This window comes from Bryocella sp., assembly GCF_058498515.1.
In genome coordinates, this window is record NZ_JBMHYI010000001.1 from 1 (window position 1) to 19,110 (window position 19,110).

The 19,110-nt window shown below is 63.8% G+C and carries 16 protein-coding genes; 7 read left to right on the forward strand and 9 right to left on the reverse strand.

Features of this window, described 5'->3' with window-relative positions:
- The first annotated feature begins 315 nt into the window (after positions 1-315).
- Together AC5E6W_RS00005 and AC5E6W_RS00010 are read left to right on the forward strand one after the other, a co-directional pair.
- Positions 316-1,029, forward strand: coding sequence for a YoaK family protein (locus AC5E6W_RS00005; protein ID WP_491750193.1), 714 nt, complete (start codon positions 316-318; stop codon positions 1,027-1,029).
- A 134-nt stretch (positions 1,030-1,163) separates the two neighbouring features.
- Positions 1,164-2,603 carry a phytoene desaturase family protein gene (locus tag AC5E6W_RS00010; RefSeq protein ID WP_491750194.1) on the forward strand — a complete coding sequence of 480 codons (1,440 nt, stop codon included), beginning with the start codon at positions 1,164-1,166 and terminating at the stop codon, positions 2,601-2,603.
- A gap of 144 nt (positions 2,604-2,747) precedes the next feature.
- Here AC5E6W_RS00010 and infC read toward each other — a convergent pair whose 3' ends face one another.
- Positions 2,748-3,410, reverse strand: a complete 663-nt coding sequence (gene infC, locus AC5E6W_RS00015; RefSeq protein ID WP_491750195.1) for a translation initiation factor IF-3 — start codon at positions 3,408-3,410, stop codon at positions 2,748-2,750.
- A gap of 386 nt (positions 3,411-3,796) precedes the next feature.
- Between infC and AC5E6W_RS00020 the strand changes: the two genes are divergently transcribed.
- From AC5E6W_RS00020 to AC5E6W_RS00035, 4 genes are all read left to right on the forward strand, one after another.
- Positions 3,797-5,032: an acetate/propionate family kinase gene (locus tag AC5E6W_RS00020; RefSeq protein WP_491750196.1), complete on the forward strand. Its 1,236-nt coding sequence runs from the start codon at positions 3,797-3,799 to the stop codon at positions 5,030-5,032.
- A gap of 55 nt (positions 5,033-5,087) precedes the next feature.
- Entirely contained in the window at positions 5,088-7,526 is a 2,439-nt protein-coding gene (locus tag AC5E6W_RS00025) for a phosphoketolase family protein (protein WP_491750197.1), read from the forward strand.
- 250 nt (positions 7,527-7,776) lie between these two features.
- Positions 7,777-8,358, forward strand: coding sequence for a response regulator (locus AC5E6W_RS00030; protein WP_491750198.1), 582 nt, complete (start codon positions 7,777-7,779; stop codon positions 8,356-8,358).
- 135 nt (positions 8,359-8,493) lie between these two features.
- Positions 8,494-9,894, forward strand: coding sequence for an MFS transporter (locus AC5E6W_RS00035; RefSeq protein ID WP_491750199.1), 1,401 nt, complete (start codon positions 8,494-8,496; stop codon positions 9,892-9,894).
- A 149-nt stretch (positions 9,895-10,043) separates the two neighbouring features.
- On the opposite strand, the gene AC5E6W_RS00040 is transcribed toward AC5E6W_RS00035, so the two are convergent.
- Positions 10,044-10,973 carry an oxidoreductase gene (locus AC5E6W_RS00040; protein ID WP_491750200.1) on the reverse strand — a complete coding sequence of 310 codons (930 nt, stop codon included), beginning with the start codon at positions 10,971-10,973 and terminating at the stop codon, positions 10,044-10,046.
- A gap of 454 nt (positions 10,974-11,427) precedes the next feature.
- Between AC5E6W_RS00040 and AC5E6W_RS00045 the strand changes: the two genes are divergently transcribed.
- Positions 11,428-12,153, forward strand: a complete 726-nt coding sequence (locus AC5E6W_RS00045; protein WP_491750201.1) for a hypothetical protein — start codon at positions 11,428-11,430, stop codon at positions 12,151-12,153.
- 182 nt (positions 12,154-12,335) lie between these two features.
- Here AC5E6W_RS00045 and AC5E6W_RS00050 read toward each other — a convergent pair whose 3' ends face one another.
- The 7 genes from AC5E6W_RS00050 to secD form a co-directional block, all read right to left on the reverse strand.
- Positions 12,336-12,773 carry an ExbD/TolR family protein gene (locus AC5E6W_RS00050; protein WP_491750202.1) on the reverse strand — a complete coding sequence of 146 codons (438 nt, stop codon included), beginning with the start codon at positions 12,771-12,773 and terminating at the stop codon, positions 12,336-12,338.
- Positions 12,774-13,029: 256 nt separating this feature from the next.
- Positions 13,030-13,464, reverse strand: coding sequence for a biopolymer transporter ExbD (locus AC5E6W_RS00055; protein WP_491750203.1), 435 nt, complete (start codon positions 13,462-13,464; stop codon positions 13,030-13,032).
- A 62-nt stretch (positions 13,465-13,526) separates the two neighbouring features.
- Positions 13,527-13,961 (reverse strand): ExbD/TolR family protein, encoded by a 435-nt coding sequence (locus AC5E6W_RS00060; RefSeq protein WP_491750204.1) that lies wholly within the window; start codon positions 13,959-13,961, stop codon positions 13,527-13,529.
- A gap of 232 nt (positions 13,962-14,193) precedes the next feature.
- Entirely contained in the window at positions 14,194-14,943 is a 750-nt protein-coding gene (locus AC5E6W_RS00065) for a MotA/TolQ/ExbB proton channel family protein (protein WP_491750205.1), read from the reverse strand.
- Between the two features lie 281 nt (positions 14,944-15,224).
- On the reverse strand, positions 15,225-15,956 hold the full coding sequence (locus AC5E6W_RS00070; RefSeq protein ID WP_491750206.1) for an energy transducer TonB: 732 nt from the start codon (positions 15,954-15,956) through the stop codon (positions 15,225-15,227).
- Between the two features lie 365 nt (positions 15,957-16,321).
- Positions 16,322-17,275: a protein translocase subunit SecF gene (gene secF, locus AC5E6W_RS00075; RefSeq protein ID WP_491750207.1), complete on the reverse strand. Its 954-nt coding sequence runs from the start codon at positions 17,273-17,275 to the stop codon at positions 16,322-16,324.
- A gap of 174 nt (positions 17,276-17,449) precedes the next feature.
- Positions 17,450-19,078 (reverse strand): protein translocase subunit SecD, encoded by a 1,629-nt coding sequence (secD, locus tag AC5E6W_RS00080; protein ID WP_491750208.1) that lies wholly within the window; start codon positions 19,076-19,078, stop codon positions 17,450-17,452.
- Positions 19,079-19,110 lie beyond the last annotated feature (32 nt).

The following is a 19,110-nucleotide window of genomic DNA, read 5'->3' on the forward strand; positions in this document are numbered from 1 at the left end:
TGGACCGCTGCGCGACGCCACCAGACCTCCATGTGTAAAGGATGTCCTGATAACGAGGTGTAAAGCATCTCGTGGAACTTGACATTAGGGCCTTGAATGGCGGGGCTGAAGCCCCGCCCTGACAAAGCCCTGAGGACAACGTGAAAGCAGCATCGGGATCAGCTCGCGTGCCATGCCGGCGCGAGCTGCTCGCTGCCCCTGTCAGCGGAGCCGCAACGGCTGACAGCCCCTCCTGAATAGCGCAAATCGCACCCCGACTCCGTGCGGCATCGCACATCTAGCCGAGCCACCCCCTGCGATACTGACCCCAGTGCCATGCCGCTTCGTCATCTCACAGCCCGTGTCCGGTCGCGCATCGCGAACGTGCGGCTGGCGGCGATGCTGGCCTTTGCCGCCGGCCTGGTGGACGTCTCGGGCTTCCTGGGCCTGCACCAGTTCACCTCGCACATGACGGGCATCACCGCCACGCTGGCCGCCGCCGCCGGCACCGATGCTCCCGTGCTGCTCGCCCACACCTCGGTCATCTTCCTCAGCTTCCTGGCGGGTGCTGCCGTATGTGCCCTGCTGGTGAACTTCGCCCGCCGGCGTCAGCGTGAAAGCCTCTTTGCCCTGCCGCTGTTCCTCGAAGCCCTGCTGTTGGGGGCGGTAGGCGTGACCCGCGGGCAATCGCATGTCCTGCTGCTGCTCGGTGTGCTGGCCTTTGCGATGGGCCTGCAGAACGCGATCATCACCAAGATCTCCGACGCCGAGATTCGCACCACCCACCTCACCGGCATGGTCACGGATATGGGCATCGAGCTCGGCCGCGCCCTCTACCTGAGCCGCAATCCCTTCCAGGAGCCCGTCCGCGCGCATCGCGAGCGCATCGGCATGCTGGGGCTGCTGATTGGCTCCTTCTTCGCCGGAGGCCTGCTCGGAGCGGTCACCTTTCCGCGCTTCGGATTCGTGACCTTCGTCCCGCTGGCCATGGTGCTCGCCACGCCCACCGTCTTCCCCATCCTGGACGATCTGCGCGGCATTCATGAGTGACCGCAGGCCGACGTTGCCTCCCACGATTTGCGCCCACAAGTGCTTCGCGTTCAACATAAGCTGAACAGCACAAGGCAGAAGAGATCCCCGCCAAAGGTTTGCTGCCACCGCAAGTTACCGGCATCCTATCTCCCATGCCCCTGCGCACGGCCAACATCGTCGGCTCCGGACCCAACGGCCTCGCGGCTGCGATCACCCTCGCCCAGCGCGGCGTGCAGGTGACGGTCTACGAGCGCATGGCCCACGTCGGCGGAGCCTGCACCACGGCGGAGCTTACGCTCTCCGGCTTCCACCACGACGTTGGCGCGACCTCCTTCCCCATGGGCATCGGCAGCCCGTTCCTCTCGAAGCTCCCGCTCGAGGACTTCGGGCTGCGCTGGGTGCACTCGCCCGCGCCGCTGGCGCACCCGCTGGATGACGGCACCGCGGTCTTCCTCGAGCGCGACCTCGCCGCCACCTCCGCCCAGTTCATCGATCACGACCGCCTCGCGTGGTTGGGCCTGCTCTCGCCGCTGGTGGACGATTGGCCCTCTTTCAGCGATCAGGTCATGCGTCCGCTGCGCAGCGTTCCCAGCCATCCGCTGAACATGGCCGCCTTCGGCATCAACGCCATGATGCCCGCCACGATGCTCACGCGGCTACTCTTCCGTAGCCAGCGCTCGCGTGCGCTCTTCGCGGGCAACGCAGCCCACTCGGTGCTGCCGCTGGAGCGACCTGCAAGCTCCGCTGCCGGACTGGTGCTCGCCGCCGCGGCCCACGCCGTGGGCTGGCCGCTGGTGGAAGGCGGCGCAGGCCGCCTGACGCAGGCCATGGCCGGCTACCTGCTCTCGCTCGGCGGGCGCATCGAGCTCAACGCCGATATCAGCAGCCTCTCCCAGATGGACGACGCCGACGCCACACTCTTCGACACCAGCCCCCGCGCGCTGGACCGCGTGGCCGGCGGCCAGCTCACCTCCGGCTTCCGTACCCGCATGCGCCACTACTCCTACGGCCCCGCAGCCTTCAAGCTGGACTGGGCGCTCTCGCAGCCGATCCCTTGGACAGCCAAGGGCGTGGAGCGCGCGGCGACCGTGCACCTGGGCGGCACGCAGCGCGAGATCGCCCTCTCCGAAGCCGCGGCCTTCCGGTCGAAAAGCTGCGACAAGCCCTTCGTCCTGCTGGTGCAGCCAAGTCTCTTCGACCCCACGCGCGCCCCCGAAGGCAGACACACCGCCTGGGCCTACTGCCACGTCCCGAACGCCGAAGGCCACACTCCCCAGGAGGACTACACCGAGCGCATCGAAGCGCAGGTGGAGCGCTTCGCTCCCGGCTTCCGCGACACCATCCTCGCCCGCCATGTCCACACGCCGCAGTCGCTCGAAAGCTGGAACCCAAACCTCATCGGCGGCGATCTCTCGGGCGGAGCGATGACCCTCTCGCAGCTGGTCAGCCGCCCCACCGCGCACCTCTACGAGACCTCCAACCCCAAGCTCTACCTATGCAGCGCCTCAACGCCTCCCGGCGGCGGCGTGCACGGCATGTGCGGCCACCTGGCGGCACTAACGGCGCTCAGGAAACTCGGCCACGCGGATTAAAACTCCCTCGCGCGATTGCCGGCCGGTCAGGGCTTGAGTCCCGAAAGAATCATCCAGGACGCCATCCCCAGAACGCGAAACGCCCGCAGGCCGTGGGGCCGAGCGGGCGCTATGCGTCGTCAGAGAATCGTCCTGCGGCTTGTTCTATGCGGTGGTCGTCTCGGCAACCGGGGCCTCAGCTGCGACCGGCGCTGCCTCAGTGGCTGGAGCAAGAGGCTCGGCATGCTTGGGCTTCGCCGGCGCCTGAATCTGCTTGGCCTTGATCGGCGCAAGGATGGCGTGCAGCGTGGTGCCTTCCATGCGCGGCATGAATTCGACCACACCCACCTCGTTCACGTCCTGGATGAGACGGTTGATGATCTTGTAGCCGAGATCGCGGTGCGCCATCTGCCGGCCCTTGAAGCGCAGGCTGGCCTTCACCTTGTCCCCGTCGCCCAGGAAGCGGACGGCCTGGTTCTTCTTCGTCTGGTAGTCATGCTCGTCCACGGTGACCGAGAACTTGACTTCCTTGATGACGATGACCTTCTGGGTCTTGCGGGCGGCGCGCTCGCTCTTGTCCTTCTCATACAGGAACTTGCCGTAGTCCTGGATCTTGCAGACGGGAGGAACAGCGTTGGGCGAAATCTCTACCAGGTCGAGCGAACGCTCGCGGGCGATCTTGAGCGCCTCAAACGGCGCCATCACCCCGAGTTGGGCTCCGGTCTCGTCGATCACGCGCACTTCGCGCGCGCGGATACGTTCGTTGGTACGGATGAAGGACTTTTGCGCGCGTTTATCGAGAGGTGGGATAGGTATAGTCTCCGGCACGCCGGTTGGGCGGCCCGTTTGAAGTTTTTGGGGATCGTCGCGACCGGATCCCCTACGGAAAACAAGCGGGAAGCATCGACGGCGACTGCTCGCACATGGCGAGGATCTGCACACGCGAGTATAGCAGGTATGTCCAGCGTATCGCAGGCGCAATGCAGCGGGCCCGGAAATCCGGGGGCATGGCTGGCCGCTCAGCGGCCGCACCGTCCCGATTCGGTCCGGCACGTGCAGAGCCGGAACACCCTCGCTGGTACTTCCAGAGACGCGGCGGCCCCGCCGCCGGTAGCAGAAGCCAAGGAAACGCGGTAGCCTCGGAGCAAACGGGCTGGCATTGACCCGCCTCCAACTCCTTCCCCCTCATCACCTTTGTTCCACCTTGAGGCCGCATGGCGATTCTTGTTCTCAACAGTGGGTCTTCTTCGCTGAAGTTCTCTCTCTTCGATCGCCTTCCCGCGCTGGAGTTCGTCCTCGAGGGTGATGTCTCCGGGGTTGGGGGCGACGCCCAGATGGAAATCCGCGCCCGCGGAGGCAGCGGGCTCGGCCAGCGCCGCGGCCCGGTCAAGGCAGGCACGGTCTACGACGCACTCGCACTGGTGCTGGACCAACTCGCCGCCCAGATGGTCCCCGAGATCGAGGCCATCGGCTACCGCGTCGTCCATCCCGGGCCGAACATCACCGATCACCAGCGGATCACCCCCGAACTCCTCAAGCAGCTGAAGGCCGCGACGCCGTTCGCTCCCCTGCACGACCCTCCCGCCCGCAAGCTCATTCAACTGGGCCTGCAGCGCTACGCCAACGTCCCGCAGTTCGCCTGCTTCGACACCGTCTTCCACCGCACCATGCCGCCCGCGGCCTACACCTATCCCCTGCCCGAAAAGGTCCGCGCCCAGGGCGTGCGCCGCTACGGCTTCCACGGGCTCAGCTGTGAGTCCATCGTGGCCCAGCTGGAGGTCTACGGCGGCGTCCCGGAGCGCATGGTCATCGCCCACCTGGGCTCCGGCTGCAGCGTCACCACCCTGCTCAAGGGCAAGTCTGTCGACAACACCATGGGCCTCACGCCGACCGGCGGCATCGTGATGGGCACCCGGCCCGGCGATCTCGACCCCGGCCTGATGCTCTACCTCGAGCGCCACGCCGTCGAAGACCACGAGCCGGACCCCGCCACCGCCGTCGAGACCATGCTCAACAAGAGCGCCGGCATGGTCGCCCTCAGCGGCCAGCCCAACGACATGCGCAAGGTGCGCTGGGCCGCTGCCGGCGGCGATGAGAACGCCCAGCTGGCGCTGGCCGTCTTCGTGCGGTCCATCCGCAAAGCCCTTGGCGCAGCGCATTTTGTGCTCGGCGGCATGGATGCGCTGGTCTTCACCGGAGGCATCGGCGAGAACGACGCCGCCACCCGCGCGGAGGTCATCGCCGGACTCGACCCCCTCGGCTTCGCCCTGGACCCCGCAAAGAATGACGACCCAACAGCCAGCCAGAGGGGTGCCGTGCGCGACATCACGGCATCCAAGGTAGAAAGCGGCAAACCTGTTCCTGGAACGGCTGCGATTCTGGTCCTGCCCGCGCAGGAGGACTGGACGATCGCCCGCCACGTTGACCGCATGTTGCACGAAGCGACGTAGACTCAACCCACAATTCGCGCGAGGAGATCCCATACTTGGCGTGAGGAGAACCCAGATGAGCTTCGAAGGTACCCCGGCCGCAACACTCCACGGAACCCACTCCTCGCCCCTTGCACCTGAGGAGCTGTGCAAGATCGACGCCTACTGGCGCGCCTGCAACTACCTCAGCGTGGGCATGCTCTACCTGCGCAGCAATCCCCTGCTGCGCGAGCCGCTCAAGCCGGAGCACATCAAGAATCGCCTCCTCGGCCACTGGGGCTCCGACCCCGGCCAGAGCTTCACCTGGGTCCACCTAAACCGGCTCATCAACAAGTACGACCTCAACGTCATCTATCTCTCCGGCCCCGGGCACGGGGCACCCGCCACGCTCTCCAACAGCTACTTAGAAGGCGTGTACTCCGAGGTCTACCCCCAGATGTCCGAGGACATCGCCGGCATGCAGAAATTCTTCAAGCAGTTCAGCTTTCCCGGCGGCATTGGAAGCCACTGCACCCCGGAGACTCCCGGCTCCATCCACGAGGGCGGCGAGCTGGGTTACTCGCTCTCGCACGGCTTCGGCGCGGTCTTCGATCACCCCGACCTCATCGCCACCGTCGTGGTCGGCGACGGCGAAGCCGAGACCGGCCCGCTCGCCACCAGCTGGCACTCCAACAAGTTCCTGAACCCCGTCACCGACGGCGCGGTCCTTCCCGTGCTGCACCTCAACGGCTACAAGATCGCCAACCCCACCATCCTCGCCCGCATCACGCGCGAGGAGCTGGAGCAGCTCTTCCGCGGCTACGGCTGGGATCCCTACGTCGTCGAAGGTGACGACCCCGAGCCCACCCACCAGCAGATGGCCGAAACCCTGGAGCACGTCGTCCTGCGCATCCGCGAGATCCAGTGGCTCGCCCGCGAGGCCGCAGCGGCCGGCCAGACCTGCCCCGAGCGTCCTCGCTGGCCGATGATCATCCTTCGCACCCCCAAAGGCTGGACCTGCCCCAAGGAGCTCGACGGCCACAAGGTCGAGGGCTTCTGGCGCGCCCACCAGGTGCCGATCCTCGATCCTGCCACCAATCCGGCTCACCTCGCCATCGTCGAAAAGTGGATGCGCAGCTACAAGCCGGAAGAGCTCTTCGACGAGAGCGGCCGCCTCATCCCCGAGCTGCGCGCCCTCGCGCCCAAAGGCAAGCGCCGCATCACCGCCAACCCGCACGCCAACGGCGGCCTCCTGCGCAAGCCGCTGGACATGCCCTGCTTCGAGGACTACGCGATCGACGTCAAGCTGCCCGGCCAGCTCAGCGTCAGCTCCACCTTCGTGCTGGGCGCGCTGCTGCGCGATGTGATCCGGCGCAACATGGACCGCTTCCGCGTCTTCGGCCCCGACGAGACCGCCAGCAACAAGCTGCAGCAGATGTACGACGCCAGCGGCAAAGCCTGGATGGCCGAGTACAAGCCCGAGGACCTCGACGGCGGCTTCCTCTCGCCCACCGGCCGCGTCATGGAGATGCTCAGCGAGCACACCCTCGAAGGCTGGCTCGAAGGCTACGTCCTCACCGGACGCCACGGCCTCTTCAACACCTATGAAGCCTTCGTGCACATCATCGACTCCATGTTCAACCAGCATGCCAAGTGGCTGGAGAAGTCGAAGATGGAGCTGCGCTGGCGTGCTCCCATCAGCTCGCTCAACATCCTCATCAGCTCGCTCGTGTGGCGGCAGGACCACAACGGCTTCACCCACCAGGACCCCGGCTTCCTCGACGTCGTCACCAACAAGAGCCCTGAGGTCACGCGCATCTATCTTCCGCCCGATGCCAACTGCCTGCTCTCCGTCGCCGACCACTGCCTGAAGTCCTCCAACTACGTCAACGTCATCGTGGCGGACAAGGCCGAGCATCTGCAGTACCTGAACATGGATCAGGCCGTGAAGCATTGCACCAAGGGCATCGGCATCTGGGACTTCGCCTCTAACGACCAGGGCCACGAGCCCGACGTCGTCCTGGCCTGCGCGGGAGACATTCCCACCGCCGAAGCGCTCGCTGCCGTAGCGATCCTCCGCTCCAAGTGCCCTGAGGTGAAGATCCGCTTCGTCAACGTCGTCGACCTCTTCCGCCTCATGCCCGAGGAAGAGCACCCCCACGGCCTCTCAGCCCGCGAGTTCGATTCGCTCTTCACGCTCGACCGCCCCGTGATCTTCAACTTCCACGCCTATGCGTCGCTCATCCACAAGTTCACCTACCGCCGGGCGAACCATGCCAACATCCACGTCCGCGGCTACAAGGAGAAGGGCAACATCAACACGCCGCTGGAGCTCGCCATCCTCAACCAGGTCGACCGCTTCGACCTCGCCATCGACATCATCGACCGCGTGCCCAAGCTGCAGGCCAACGCCTCCCACACCAAGGAATGGCTCAAGGACCAGATCATCGAAGCCGTGAACTACGCCCACGAAAACGGCATCGACTCTCCCGAGCACCGCAACTGGACCTGGCCGCTGGAGCTCTGCAAGCAATAGCAGCAGAGCTTGGCCCTCGACCCTCGTCGCTCGTTACCTCATACCTCGCAGCTCTGCAGACACACGTTTTTCTGCGCAGCTGCGAGGTGTTCGCATCTGCGCTAGTGCCGTCGCGGTATGACCGATGGCCGCGCCACCAGCTCCTGCGGCTTGCATCGGCGCGCGGCAACCTGCGAACATACCAGTCGAACCCCGCGAGCCGCATCTCACTTGTGACTCAGCTCGTTACCCCGTTCCAGGAGCTACTCCTTTGCCGAAGCGCCGCGTTCTTCTTGTCGACGATGAAGTCACCGTTCTACTCACCATGAAGGCCGTGCTCGAGATCTCCGGCTTCGATGTGGAGACCGCCGCCAGCGCGCGCGAGGCCAAGTTGAAGCTGCGTGCGCACGAGTACCAGATGGTCATCACCGACATGCGCATGGAGTCCGACGCCGCCGGCCGCGAGGTCATCCATGCCGCCCGCACCGCGGCCTACCACCCCGCCGTCGCCCTGCTCACCGCGTATCCTCTCGCCGACGAAGACTGGCAGGACATGGGAGCCGACAAGATGCTGGTCAAGCCCCTGCAGACCGCACTGCTGCTCAAGCAGATCGAGAAGCTGTTCGAGTCGCACGCCGCCAAGCTGTCCCGCATCTCCGCCTCCGCCTCCGCGCCTAAGTCGCCCACGACGAAGACCACGGTCAAGACCAGCGTGAAGGCCGCAACCTCCGCAACCTCAAAGACCCCAGCGAAGAAGGCCGCCAAGAAGACCGCGACCAAAGCTGTCGCCCGCAAGCTGCCCGCCAAGCGCACCGTCGTGAAGAAGCCGACCTCGAAGAAACGCTCCCGCTAGCAAGATCTCGTCAGGGATTCATGAGCGAAACAGCTTGTCGATGAGATGAGCACGGAATTGTCTGCCGAACCTCTCATTCACACGCCGGTAACAAACAGGGGCATCCATCCTCAGCAGGAACTGAGGGCCCTTGCCATGCCACCGATCGCTGTCCCTTCCCGCACCGCTCCTGCCTCCGACTTCAGCCACCTCGACAACGCCAAGATCTCCGGCGAACACTGGAAGATCATGTTCATCTCCGGCATGGGCTTCTTCACCGACGCCTACGACCTGTTCATCATCGGCGTCGTGATGAGCCTCGTGAAGCCCCTGTGGCACACCGGAAAGATCGAAGAGGCGCTGGTCGATTCCACCGCACTCCTTGCATCCGCCATTGGAGCCCTGCTCTTCGGCCGCGTCGCCGACATGCTCGGCCGCAAACGCATCTATGGCGTCGAGGTACTCGTCCTCGCCGCCGGCGCCATCGCCTGCTCGTTCTCCCCCGGCATCTGGTGGCTCATCGGCTTCCGCTTCATCCTCGGCATCGGCATCGGCGGCGACTATCCCGTCAGCGCCACCATCATGGCCGAGTACGCCGGCAAGGCGTCACGCGGCATGATGGTCTCGCTGGTCTTCGCCATGCAGGCTGCAGGACTTATCCTCGGTCCACTCTTCGCCTCGGCCCTGCTGGCCACGAACCTCTCGCACGACATCATCTGGCGCATCCTGGTCGGCTTCGGCGCCGTCCCAGCGCTGGCCGTCTACTGGTCGCGTCGCCATCTCAAGGAGTCGCCACGCTACCTCGCCGCCTCCGGCATGGAAGAAGGCGACAATGGCGAACTCAAGCGCGCCGGTCACTTCGATGAGGAACAGCACTCCGTCAGCTTTTGGGACGGCTTTCACCGCCTTGCCACCGAGAACCGCCTGCTTATCCGGCTCATCGGAGCCTCCGCCGCCTGGTTCCTCATGGACGCCGCGTACTACGGCAACACCGTCTCCAGCCCCATGGTCCTCAGCGCTCTCAACAGCGATCACACGCTGCTGCAGAAGACTCTGACCCAGCTCGGCATCTTCGTGATCTTCGCCGCCCCCGGCTATGTCATCGCCGCACTCACGATGGACCGGCTCGGCCGCAAGACGATCCAGTGCCTCGGCTTCGGAATGATGAGCGTGGCGTTCCTCGTGCTCGCCTTCTGGCCAGGCCTGCAGCAGCAGGTCACACCGTTCCTCATCATCTATGGCCTTAGCTTCTTCTTCACCGAGTTCGGCCCCAACACCACGACCTTCGTCTATCCGTCGGAGATCTTCCCCGTTCGCGTACGCACCACCGGCCACGGTATCGCGGCAGCAATGGGCAAGCTCGGAGGCTTCTTCGGAGTCTTCGTATTCCCGTTCCTGCTGCACTCCGGAGGCCTGCGCGCCGCGGAATCCGCCGCCGCAGCAGCCAGCGTGCTCGGCCTCATCGTCACCGCAACCATGCTTCCCGAAACCAAAGGCAAGAGCCTCGAGGAAATCGAGCACGAAGCCCTCGCACCGGCCGAGAAGCTGGCCGCCTAGGAGCAGCAGGGGCAGCGGAATAGCTGAGAAACGGAACGGCGAAAACCGGCGGAGCGCATCCTCAATCGCCGATGCGTTGCTCTGCTGCTCTGCTGCTCTGCTGTTCTGCTGTTCTGCTGTTCTGCTGTTCTGCTGTTCTGCTGTTCTGCTTAATCGAGGTATCGCACGCCGGTTAGCGTCTCGCTCACGTCCCAAAGCTGCTTCGCCGCAACCGGATCCTTGCCATTCGCGCGCGGCTGCACCACCTTCGGCCAGCCCTTCAGCTCGCCCATACCATCTGGTCCGATGTACTCGCCGCCGTGTGCTTCCGGGCTCGTCGCGGCATACAGCGTTGGCAGAGCGCCGCGAGCATCGTCCTGGGTCATCAGGGGCGCGAGCAGTCGGGTAATGATGGCCTTGATGTCGCCCGTTCCCGGACCGTTCTCGAAGATCTGCGTCCGCGCAATCCCCGGATGCACCGCGAGGCTGATGAGCTTCAGCCCCGCCTTGCGAGCCCTGCGCTCCAGCTCCGTCGCAAAGAGAATGTTCGCCAGCTTGGTCATGCCATAAACATCCCACGGCACATATTTCTTCTCGCCCTGCAGGTTGTCCAGCTCAAACTTCCCGTTGCGGTGCGCGAGCGAAGCGACCGTGACGACACGAGGCGCAGCCGCCTTCTCGATCGCCGGCATCAAAAGTCCCGTGAGCGCAAAATGCCCCAGATGATTGGTCGCAAACTGGCGCTCGAAGCCATCGACCGAGAGCTCGCGCTTCGGCAACGCCATCACACCCGCATTGTTGATCAGCAGGTCCAGCGCACGGCCGCTGGCAAGGAAGCCCTCAGCGAACGCACGCACCGAAGCCAGCGAAGCCACGTCGAGCGTAGCCACCTCGACGTTCGCGCCAGGAGAAGCACTGCGGATGCGCGCCGCCGCGTCTTCCCCCTTAGCCGTGTTGCGTACGCCCAGCAGCACATGCGCTCCGTGCGAGGCAAGCTCGCTCGCGGCCTGGAACCCAATGCCGCTGTTCGCCCCGGTGATGAGAGCCGTCCTGCCCGTCTGCGATGCCATCTGCGCTGCAGTCCACTTTCCCTGTGCCACACTGCCTCCGTGTTGCCGACTTCCTATTACCACGCTCGATGCTACCAACTGCCCGATATCCGCCCCATGCGTCTTTTCGTCATAGCTCCTCGTCATCCTCTTTCGTCACCACTTGCAAATAAGGTCGAAGCCTCTTCTGTATTGGGCTTCGGCGTCATACAATTTCCTCCTGCCGAGGCGCGAAGCCATGTGCTGAACGCCCGGAGGATGAGGAGAGGCTGCCCAAATTGACATGCCACCGCTGGTCAATGGCCGTTCTCTCCCTTTACAATCACACCGAAAGGCCCTCATTCACACACCGAGACTTGCCTCCAGGTGCGGGGCCGAAGGCGATTCTGTCCAATAGGAAGGTTTTCCGATGAAACTGTGTGCGCGCATTTCGGCAGCGGCAGCGCTGCTAGTGATCCTGGGGAGCACTGTCGGTTGTGCCAAGTTGCAGGCACGCGATCAGCTCGTGAAGGGTGTTCAAGCGTTCAAGGCTGGCCAGTATGAGGTAGCCACCAACCGCTTCGAACAGGCCATCGCCCTCGATCCGAACTACGACGTCGCCAAGCTGTACCTCGCTACTGCCTACAGCTACCAGGTTGTTCCCAACCTGGATACGCCTGAGAACCTGAAGATCGCGCACAAGGCCCTCTCGGGCTTCGATCAGGTGCTGGCGAATACTCCGAACGATCTCGGCGCGCTCCGCCAGGAAGCTTCGATTTATCGCAACATCAAGCAGTTCGACAAGGCCAAGGAGATCGAGATGAAGGTCCTTCAGCTCGCTCCGAACGACGCTGAAGCCGCCTACACCATCGGCGTCATCGACTGGACCGAGTCCTACAAGAACGCCACCACCGCCCTCGCTGCCGCCGGCTTGCAGGACGATGGCAATGGCAACCCGAAGATGTCCAAGGACACCTGCGCCAAGATCAAGCAGCTGAACACCCCGCTGGTCGAAGAAGCGCAGAAGTACCTTGCCCAGGCCATCGGCCTGCGGCAGAACTACGACGACGCCATGAGCTACATGAACCTCAGCTACCGCCGCAAGGCCGACCTGGATTGCGGCGACGACGCAGCCCGCAAGGCCGACCTCGCGCAGGCCGATGCCTGGGTGCAGAAGTCCATCGGCGCCCGCAAGGCGAATGAGGCCAAGAAGGAAGAGGCAGCATCGCACGGCGGCATCACGGCACAGTAGCTCGCAACCGGCAGACATGCCGACAATCTTCAACACCTGAGGCCTCCCGCATGGGAGGCCTCAGTGTTTGCACGCCTGCATCACCCAACCACCACACTGGTGACTGGCCATCTGGCTTCTGGCGAGTGTCACCCAACACCTGGACCCTGGACCCTTGGCCCTCGGCCCTTGACGCCCAACACCTATTGCCGGTCCGCAAACTCCTTCCCCACAATCCCAATCGGCCAAGCCCCCGCCTCCCGCGCGACGCCAATAGCCTGGGCCACGACGTCATACGTCAGGCCACGATCCGCAGCAACCAGCAGCCCACGCTCCTGCCGCACCCCAAGCTTGCTCCGCAGCGCCTCCCCGAGCGCAACCAGCTCCACAGGACGCCCATCCACCCGATACACGTACGCCGCCCCAGCCGCGCCAGTGGCCAGCCGGACCTCCAGCATCACCGGCCCCACGCTAGGCTCTGCAGCGCCCTTCGCCGGCTGCGGCACCGCGCTCTCCAAACCGTGCGGCAGCGCCGGCACGATGACCATGAAGAGGATCAGCAGCACCAGAAGCACATCGATCAATGGCGTCACGTTGATCTCAGCGACGCCTCCCCGCACTTCCCCGCTCGACATTGCCATCTCGCACCTCCGACGCCACAGTGGCCCTGTCAGGGGCCTTGGCGCGCACTCTCGTTTGTCGTTGGTCCCAGGTCGTCGTCGGCGAGTAGACGTTCTGCTGGCTATCAGACACCGCGGGGGGGCGCAGAGTTCCCTGTCCGCACAAACGAACGCAAACGCAGAAAGGCGCTCCTGCAGCAGGTCCGGTCCGTGGGGACCATCGCTGCGCGGGAGCGCCTTTCAGAAGCCTGAGATCAGGCCTTGCTACTTGTGACTCTTAGTGACCGGCTTCGATCTGCGGCGTGATGATACCGATGTTCGTCACTTCCGCCTGCTTGCCATAGCCGATGCCGTCCGCCACGGTGCCGAAGTCCAGCTTCGGGTCGCCCTTGATGAACATCACCTTCTCCTGCCGGGTCGCAAAGATCTTCGTCAGCTGATTCGGAATATCATCCCTCTGAAACTGCTGGTCGTTGATCTTCCACACCGGAAGGCCGGAACCGCCCTCGATCTGCAGCACGATGGTGCGATCGTTGTCCGGCGGCGGCGGCGTATTGTTCTTCGGCGGCTGCGGCACCAGGGCCTCAAGGCCGCGGGGCGTGGTCGGCACGATCACCATGAAGATAATCAGCAGCACCAGCAGCACGTCGATCAGCGGAGTAACGTTGATCTCCGAGACCGATCCTCCCTGACTTCCACCACCCATTGCCATAAGCTTTTCCTCCTCTCCGAGGTCGTTCTGTAAAGCGCGTGCGCGCGAGTTCCGATCAGGTCCTAGTTCGTGCTCATGGACGTGAGCAGGTTGACCTGGCTCACACCCGCGGTGCGGATCGCATCGATCGTATCCATCACCTTGCCGTAGTTGGACCGCTGGTCGGCGCGCATGTACACGCTCTTATCGTCGCCCGGATTGGTCTTCTTGGATTCGAGGTCGGCGACCTTGGTGCCCAGGTCAGAAAGCGCCACGGGATCGCCGCCTAGGAACGTCTTTCCATCACGGGTGACCGAGACGGAGATCGCATCGTCCTTGTTGGCGTTGTCCATGATGATCGCTGCGCTGACCTTCGGGAGATCGACGCTCACCTTGTCGTTCAACATGGGAGTGATGACCATGAAGATGATCAGGAGCACCAGCATGACGTCCACCATGGGAGTCACGTTGATGTTCGAGTTGACCTTCTTGCCTTCTTCCCGCTTTGCCATTGCCATAAGCGTTTGCTCCAAATCCGGGGTTGCGTTGTCCCCCGTCCTGATTCAGCGTGCGTGCCGGCGAGTGGTCTCCTGCTTCCTGTCGGGACACCCTCTTCAGGGTCCCCTGCGGTTCCGGCCCCCTCTCACTCGGGGACCGGACCTGGCAGGAAAAGGATTCTCGCGTTCGTTCCGTGTGCGTTCGGTGAGTTCCCACGGCGGCTCTTTCCAGAGGCCGCCCCGAAAGCTCAGCCTAGCGGTGCGACTGCTTGATGAAGTAGTCGACGAGCTCCGACGAGCTGTTGTCCATCTCGACGTCGAACGCTTCCACCTTCTGGGTGAAGTAGTTGAACGCCATAACCGCGGGGATGGCGACGAACAGACCGATGGCGGTCGTCACGAGAGCTTCCGAGATACCGCCGGCGACTGCCGCGATGCCCTGGCTCTTCGAGGTGGCGATCTGCTGGAAGGCGCGGAGGATGCCCATGACGGTTCCGAGAAGACCGATGAACGGTGCGGTCGAACCGATGGTGGCGAGACCGCCGAGGCCCTTCTTCAGCTTCGCGTGAACGATCGACTCGGTGCGCTCAAGCGCGCGCTGCGAGCTCTCGATCTGCTCCGTGGTGATCGCGCCACCCGAACCGAAGGAACGGAACTCGGTGAGGCCAGCGGTCACAACCTCGGCGAGGTGCGACTTCTTGGAACGGTCGGCAACCTTGATCGCCTCATCCAGACGGCCTTCCTTCAGCGCGCCCGCAACCTTGGGAGCGAACTCACGCGACTGCGAACGAGCGGCGTTGAAGTACAGCCAGCGATCGATCATCACGGCCAGCGACCAGATCGACATGATGAACAGGATGATGACGATGCAACGGGCGGGCCAGTTCATGGAGCCCCACATCTGCATGGGGCTGAAACCCACCTGCGGTGCGGCGTCGTCCTGGAACATGGCGAGGGAGACCATGGCGTTGTGCGAGATCGAAGTGAGATGAGCGAGAATCACGGAATTCGTTCCTCCTGGCTGGATACTTCTGTTTTATCGAGCGGTTGAAAGGTTGATCTTGCGGAGAGACCCTGGGTCGTGCCCGGGGTTCATCCGAAGCCAGGTTGGAGGTCCACCGGGACCGCCGTACCTGGCTTCCATGCTTCGCAGAAGCACAGGAAGGTTCTCGTGAGAGCCGCCTGCTCTTCCAAAGGGACGTAGATTATCGAAAAGCGTTTACCGTTGTCTGGTTGGACCAGGGGCCAGACCGCGAACGGTCCGCCCCGGGACGTCCCACGGAATCAACCGCCGTTCATGTTGAAGTTCACCGTGATCGTCGTGTCGACCTCGGTCGGCTCTCCGTTGAGAAGGTAAGGCTTGTACTTCCACTGACGGACGGCGTCGATCGCCGCGCTCTTCAGCATGTCCGGACCAGAAATCGCGGTCAGGTTCTCGATCGACCCGCTCTTGGAGATCAGGGCGTGCAGCACGACTGTACCGGAAACGTGCGCGGCCTTGGCGATCGGCGGATAGATCGGCTGCGTCTTCACCAGGATCTGGCCCTGCATGACGCCGCCCGAGATACGCGCCGGACCCGTTGGCTTGGGCTTGGCCACTTCGATCTTGGGAGCCGCGCCCGTACCGCCGGGCATGCCGCCCAGGATGCCGCCCGGTGCGCCGCCGGCCATACCGCTCATGCCGGCCACGCCCATGCCGCTCGAAGGCGGTGGCGGAGCTTCATCCTTGACCAGGTTGATGTTCTTCGGAATCTTGGTGGGGGCGTGCAGGCCCTGGTCGATCTCCGAGGTCATCTTCGGCATCGGCTTGACCGCAGCAGGCGGCGGCGGCGGCGGGGGGGGTGGAGGAGGTGGCGGCGGGGCCGCGATCGACGCTGCGAGCGAGTTCTTCGGCAGCGCCTCAGGAAACAGCAGCGGCACGATCGCAAGCGCGGCAACAATTGTCCCGTTCAGGGCAAATGTGCCGATCATCCAGTATCTGGACTTCGTCTTGATCTTTCCCGCTGATTCCATCATGGAATCTTCGAACATGGGCAACCCCTCAATTCCCGTGGCCTTTGGTTCAAGACCCGGGCTTCGCTGTGACCCTTAGACACCACGCCCTGCCAAATTGTTCCCAGATTGGCAGAGGATTTTTTATGTCTGGAAGTCGGTGCGTTGGGGCTATCCTACATGGCCCACGACCCATTTCGGCAGGCGTCCCCGAAAAAATCTCAGCCGCTGGGCGATAGTCAATCCCCGCTCAGCAGCGCCGCATGATCGATTGCACAACACGCGATGCAAGAGGACCGCATAAGAGCGCTCTCCCGCATCCGAAAGGTCCTTCCGCAAAGCAAGAGGACGGGCCGCAGCCCGTCCTCTGTCTGTTTCGATGAGACGATCTACCGCGCGCCCTTGGCCGCCGGCAGCGACACGCGCTTGCCGCGCGCCGCACGCCAGTCCTGGTACGCCACCAGCATCGGAGCCGCCACCGCGATCGACGAGTACGTTCCGATCAGGATGCCAATCACCAGCGCGAACGAGAAGCCGTGCAGCACCTCACCGCCGAAGAGGAACAGGCACAGCACGGTGAGGAACGTCAGTCCCGACGTCAACACGGTTCGGCTCAGCGTCTGGTTGATCGACCGGTTCACCACTGAGCTCAACGTCTCGCGGCGGCTCAGCGCCAGGTTTTCGCGGATGCGATCGAACACCACGATGGTGTCGTTCATTGAGTAGCCGACCAGCGTCAGGATCGCCGCGATCACCGTCAGCGTAATCTCCTGGTTGGTCAGTGAGAACGCACCCACCGTGATCAGCGTGTCGTGAAACACCGCCACCACAGCCGCAACGCCATAGATCAGCTCGAAGCGGAACCACAGGTAGATCAGCATTCCGATCAGCGAGTACAGCACCGCAAACCCTGCCTGCCGCGTCAGCTGCTTACCCGCCGTCGGCCCCACAATATCCACCTGCTGCACCGAGAAAGTGGAGTCGTGATAGTTCGCCTGCAGGGCGTTCTCCACCTGGGTGCGGCCGGCGTCGTGCGCGGCGTCGGAGGTCTCCGGCAGCGCGATCTCAACGTCATTCGCAGCCTTGCCGTTCGCGCCCGAGATGCGCTGCACCCCCGCGCTCGAAAGACCTGCAGCGCTCAGCGCCTGGCGGATGTGATCCTCATGCGGCGTCGAGGCAAACTCGACGGTGATGCGCGTGCCGCCCTTGAAGTCGACGCCGCGCGGAACGCCGTGCCAGAAGAACATGCTGAGCAGACCCGCGACCGAGAAGATCAGCGAGAAGCCAAGGAAGTACCACTTCTTCCCCAGCCAGTCGATGTTAGAGCTCCGAAAGAATTCCACGTTTGCCTTCCATAGCTGCTAGCTATTAGCTCTTAGCTTCTAGCTAGTGACTTCCTTACTTGAGCGGTTCCCCTCGCGGCTTACGTCTGCGGAGGAACCGCGAATCCTTTTGCAGCCGCAGCCCTAGCTAGGAGCTAGAAGCTAACGGCTAAAAGCTCGCTCCCTTCGGGAGCGCTAAATCGACAGCGCCGCGCCGCGTTCCTTCTTGCTGAGCAGCCAGTCGAAGATGGTGCGCGAGACAAACACCGCGGTAAAGATGTTGGCCAGCAGACCAAGCGTCAGCGTGACCGCAAAGCCTTTCACCGGACCCGTACCGAACAGGAACAGGATGCCGGCTGAAACCACCGTCGTCACGTGTGTATCCAGAATCGTGATCCACGCATGCCCGAAGCCATCCTGCACTGCGGCGGCGGAGTTCTTGCCGCTGCGCAGCTCTTCGCGGATGCGCTCGAAGATCAGCACGTTGGAGTCGACGCCCATACCGATGGTGAGGATGACGCCGGCGATGCCCGGCAACGTCAGCGTGGAGTGCGTGTACCCCATGAACCCCAGCAGGATCAGCAGGTTCAGCACCAGCGCCAGGTCCGCGTTGATGCCCGCGCCCCGGTAGTACACCAGCATGAAGATCATCACGACCGCCATGCCGATGATCGAAGCCATCACGCCGTCGTGGATCGACTGCGAACCAAGGCTCGGGCCGACGACGCGCGTCTCAATCTGCGTAATCGTTGCCGGAATCGATCCCGAGCGCAGCGCCTGCGACAAGCTCTCCGCCTGCTCCTGCGTGAAGCCGCCGGTGATCTGGCCGTCGTCGCGAATCGCCGAGTTGATGCTCGCCACCTCGCGCACGCGGTTGTCGAGCACCACCGCCATCGCATTGCCCACATTGCTCGACGTGTACTTGTAGAAGCGCTCGCCCGCGTCCGTCGTCAGGGAGAAGCGAATGTCAGGTCGGCCATTCTCATCGGTCGAGGGCTGCGCATCGCGGAAGTCCGTGCCTTCGACCACCGCTGCGCGCTTCAGCACCCAGGCTTGGTCGGGACCGCCCATGCCGTTGCCGCCGGTAACGATCTGCTCATCCGGAGGAAGCACGCCGCCGATTGCGGTGAGCGCCTGCGTGGGATCGGGATATGGGCTGCCCACAACCTCGTGGATCTCCAGCTTCGGCGTGGTCTCGATGATGCGCTCGACCTTGCCCGGATCAAACACACCCGGCAGCTCGAGCAGGATCTCGTCGTCGCCCAGACCGTACTTCTCGACCACCGGCTCCAGCGTGCCCAGCTTGTCGATGCGCTCGCGGATCGTCTCAATCGAGACATCCAGCGTGCGCGACTCGATGTCGCGAACGGCCTGCTGCTTCAGCGTCAGCGTATAGCCGCTGCCGGTCGAGTTGACCTCGTAGTTCGCATACTCCTGGCCGTTCAGCACGCCGCGGATATCCGACTGCTGCGCCGCCGTCCCGCCCGAGATCTGGATCAGGTTCGCCTTGGCCACATCGAAGCCCTGCTGCGAGGCCTTCTCCGTATCCGCCGCATCGGCCGCATTGGGCTTGGCCGCGGTCGCGGTGTAGGTCGCGAGCTCCGTATTGAGCCGCTGCACATCGCGATCCGTCTGCGCATTCACCGCCTCGGTCACGTGGACCTTCAGCACCAGGTGGATGCCACCCTGCAGGTCCAGACCGAGGTGGATGCGATCCGCGATCGACTGCTTGAGACCGCCGTGAGGGATACCCACGATGCCATATGCGAACACCAGCAGTATGCCGATGATGATCGCGAGCCTTGTGCCCAGATTCTTACCCATCGATCCTGACTTCCTTCAACTTCGCGCGGGCC

Excerpts from the sequence above, each read along its gene's own strand:
- AC5E6W_RS00035 (WP_491750199.1), top strand. The coding sequence starts at position 8,494 with ATGCCACCGATCGCTGTCCCTTCCCGCACCGCTCCTGCCTCCGACTTC.
- AC5E6W_RS00055 (WP_491750203.1), bottom strand. The coding sequence starts at position 13,464 with ATGGCAATGGGTGGTGGAAGTCAGGGAGGATCGGTCTCGGAGATCAAC.
- AC5E6W_RS00070 (WP_491750206.1), bottom strand. The coding sequence starts at position 15,956 with ATGATGGAATCAGCGGGAAAGATCAAGACGAAGTCCAGATACTGGATG.
- AC5E6W_RS00050 (WP_491750202.1), bottom strand. The coding sequence starts at position 12,773 with ATGGCAATGTCGAGCGGGGAAGTGCGGGGAGGCGTCGCTGAGATCAAC.
- AC5E6W_RS00005 (WP_491750193.1), top strand. The coding sequence starts at position 316 with ATGCCGCTTCGTCATCTCACAGCCCGTGTCCGGTCGCGCATCGCGAAC.
- AC5E6W_RS00060 (WP_491750204.1), bottom strand. The coding sequence starts at position 13,961 with ATGGCAATGGCAAAGCGGGAAGAAGGCAAGAAGGTCAACTCGAACATC.
- secD (WP_491750208.1), bottom strand. The coding sequence starts at position 19,078 with ATGGGTAAGAATCTGGGCACAAGGCTCGCGATCATCATCGGCATACTG.
- AC5E6W_RS00025 (WP_491750197.1), top strand. The coding sequence starts at position 5,088 with ATGAGCTTCGAAGGTACCCCGGCCGCAACACTCCACGGAACCCACTCC.
- AC5E6W_RS00020 (WP_491750196.1), top strand. The coding sequence starts at position 3,797 with ATGGCGATTCTTGTTCTCAACAGTGGGTCTTCTTCGCTGAAGTTCTCT.
- AC5E6W_RS00010 (WP_491750194.1), top strand. The coding sequence starts at position 1,164 with ATGCCCCTGCGCACGGCCAACATCGTCGGCTCCGGACCCAACGGCCTC.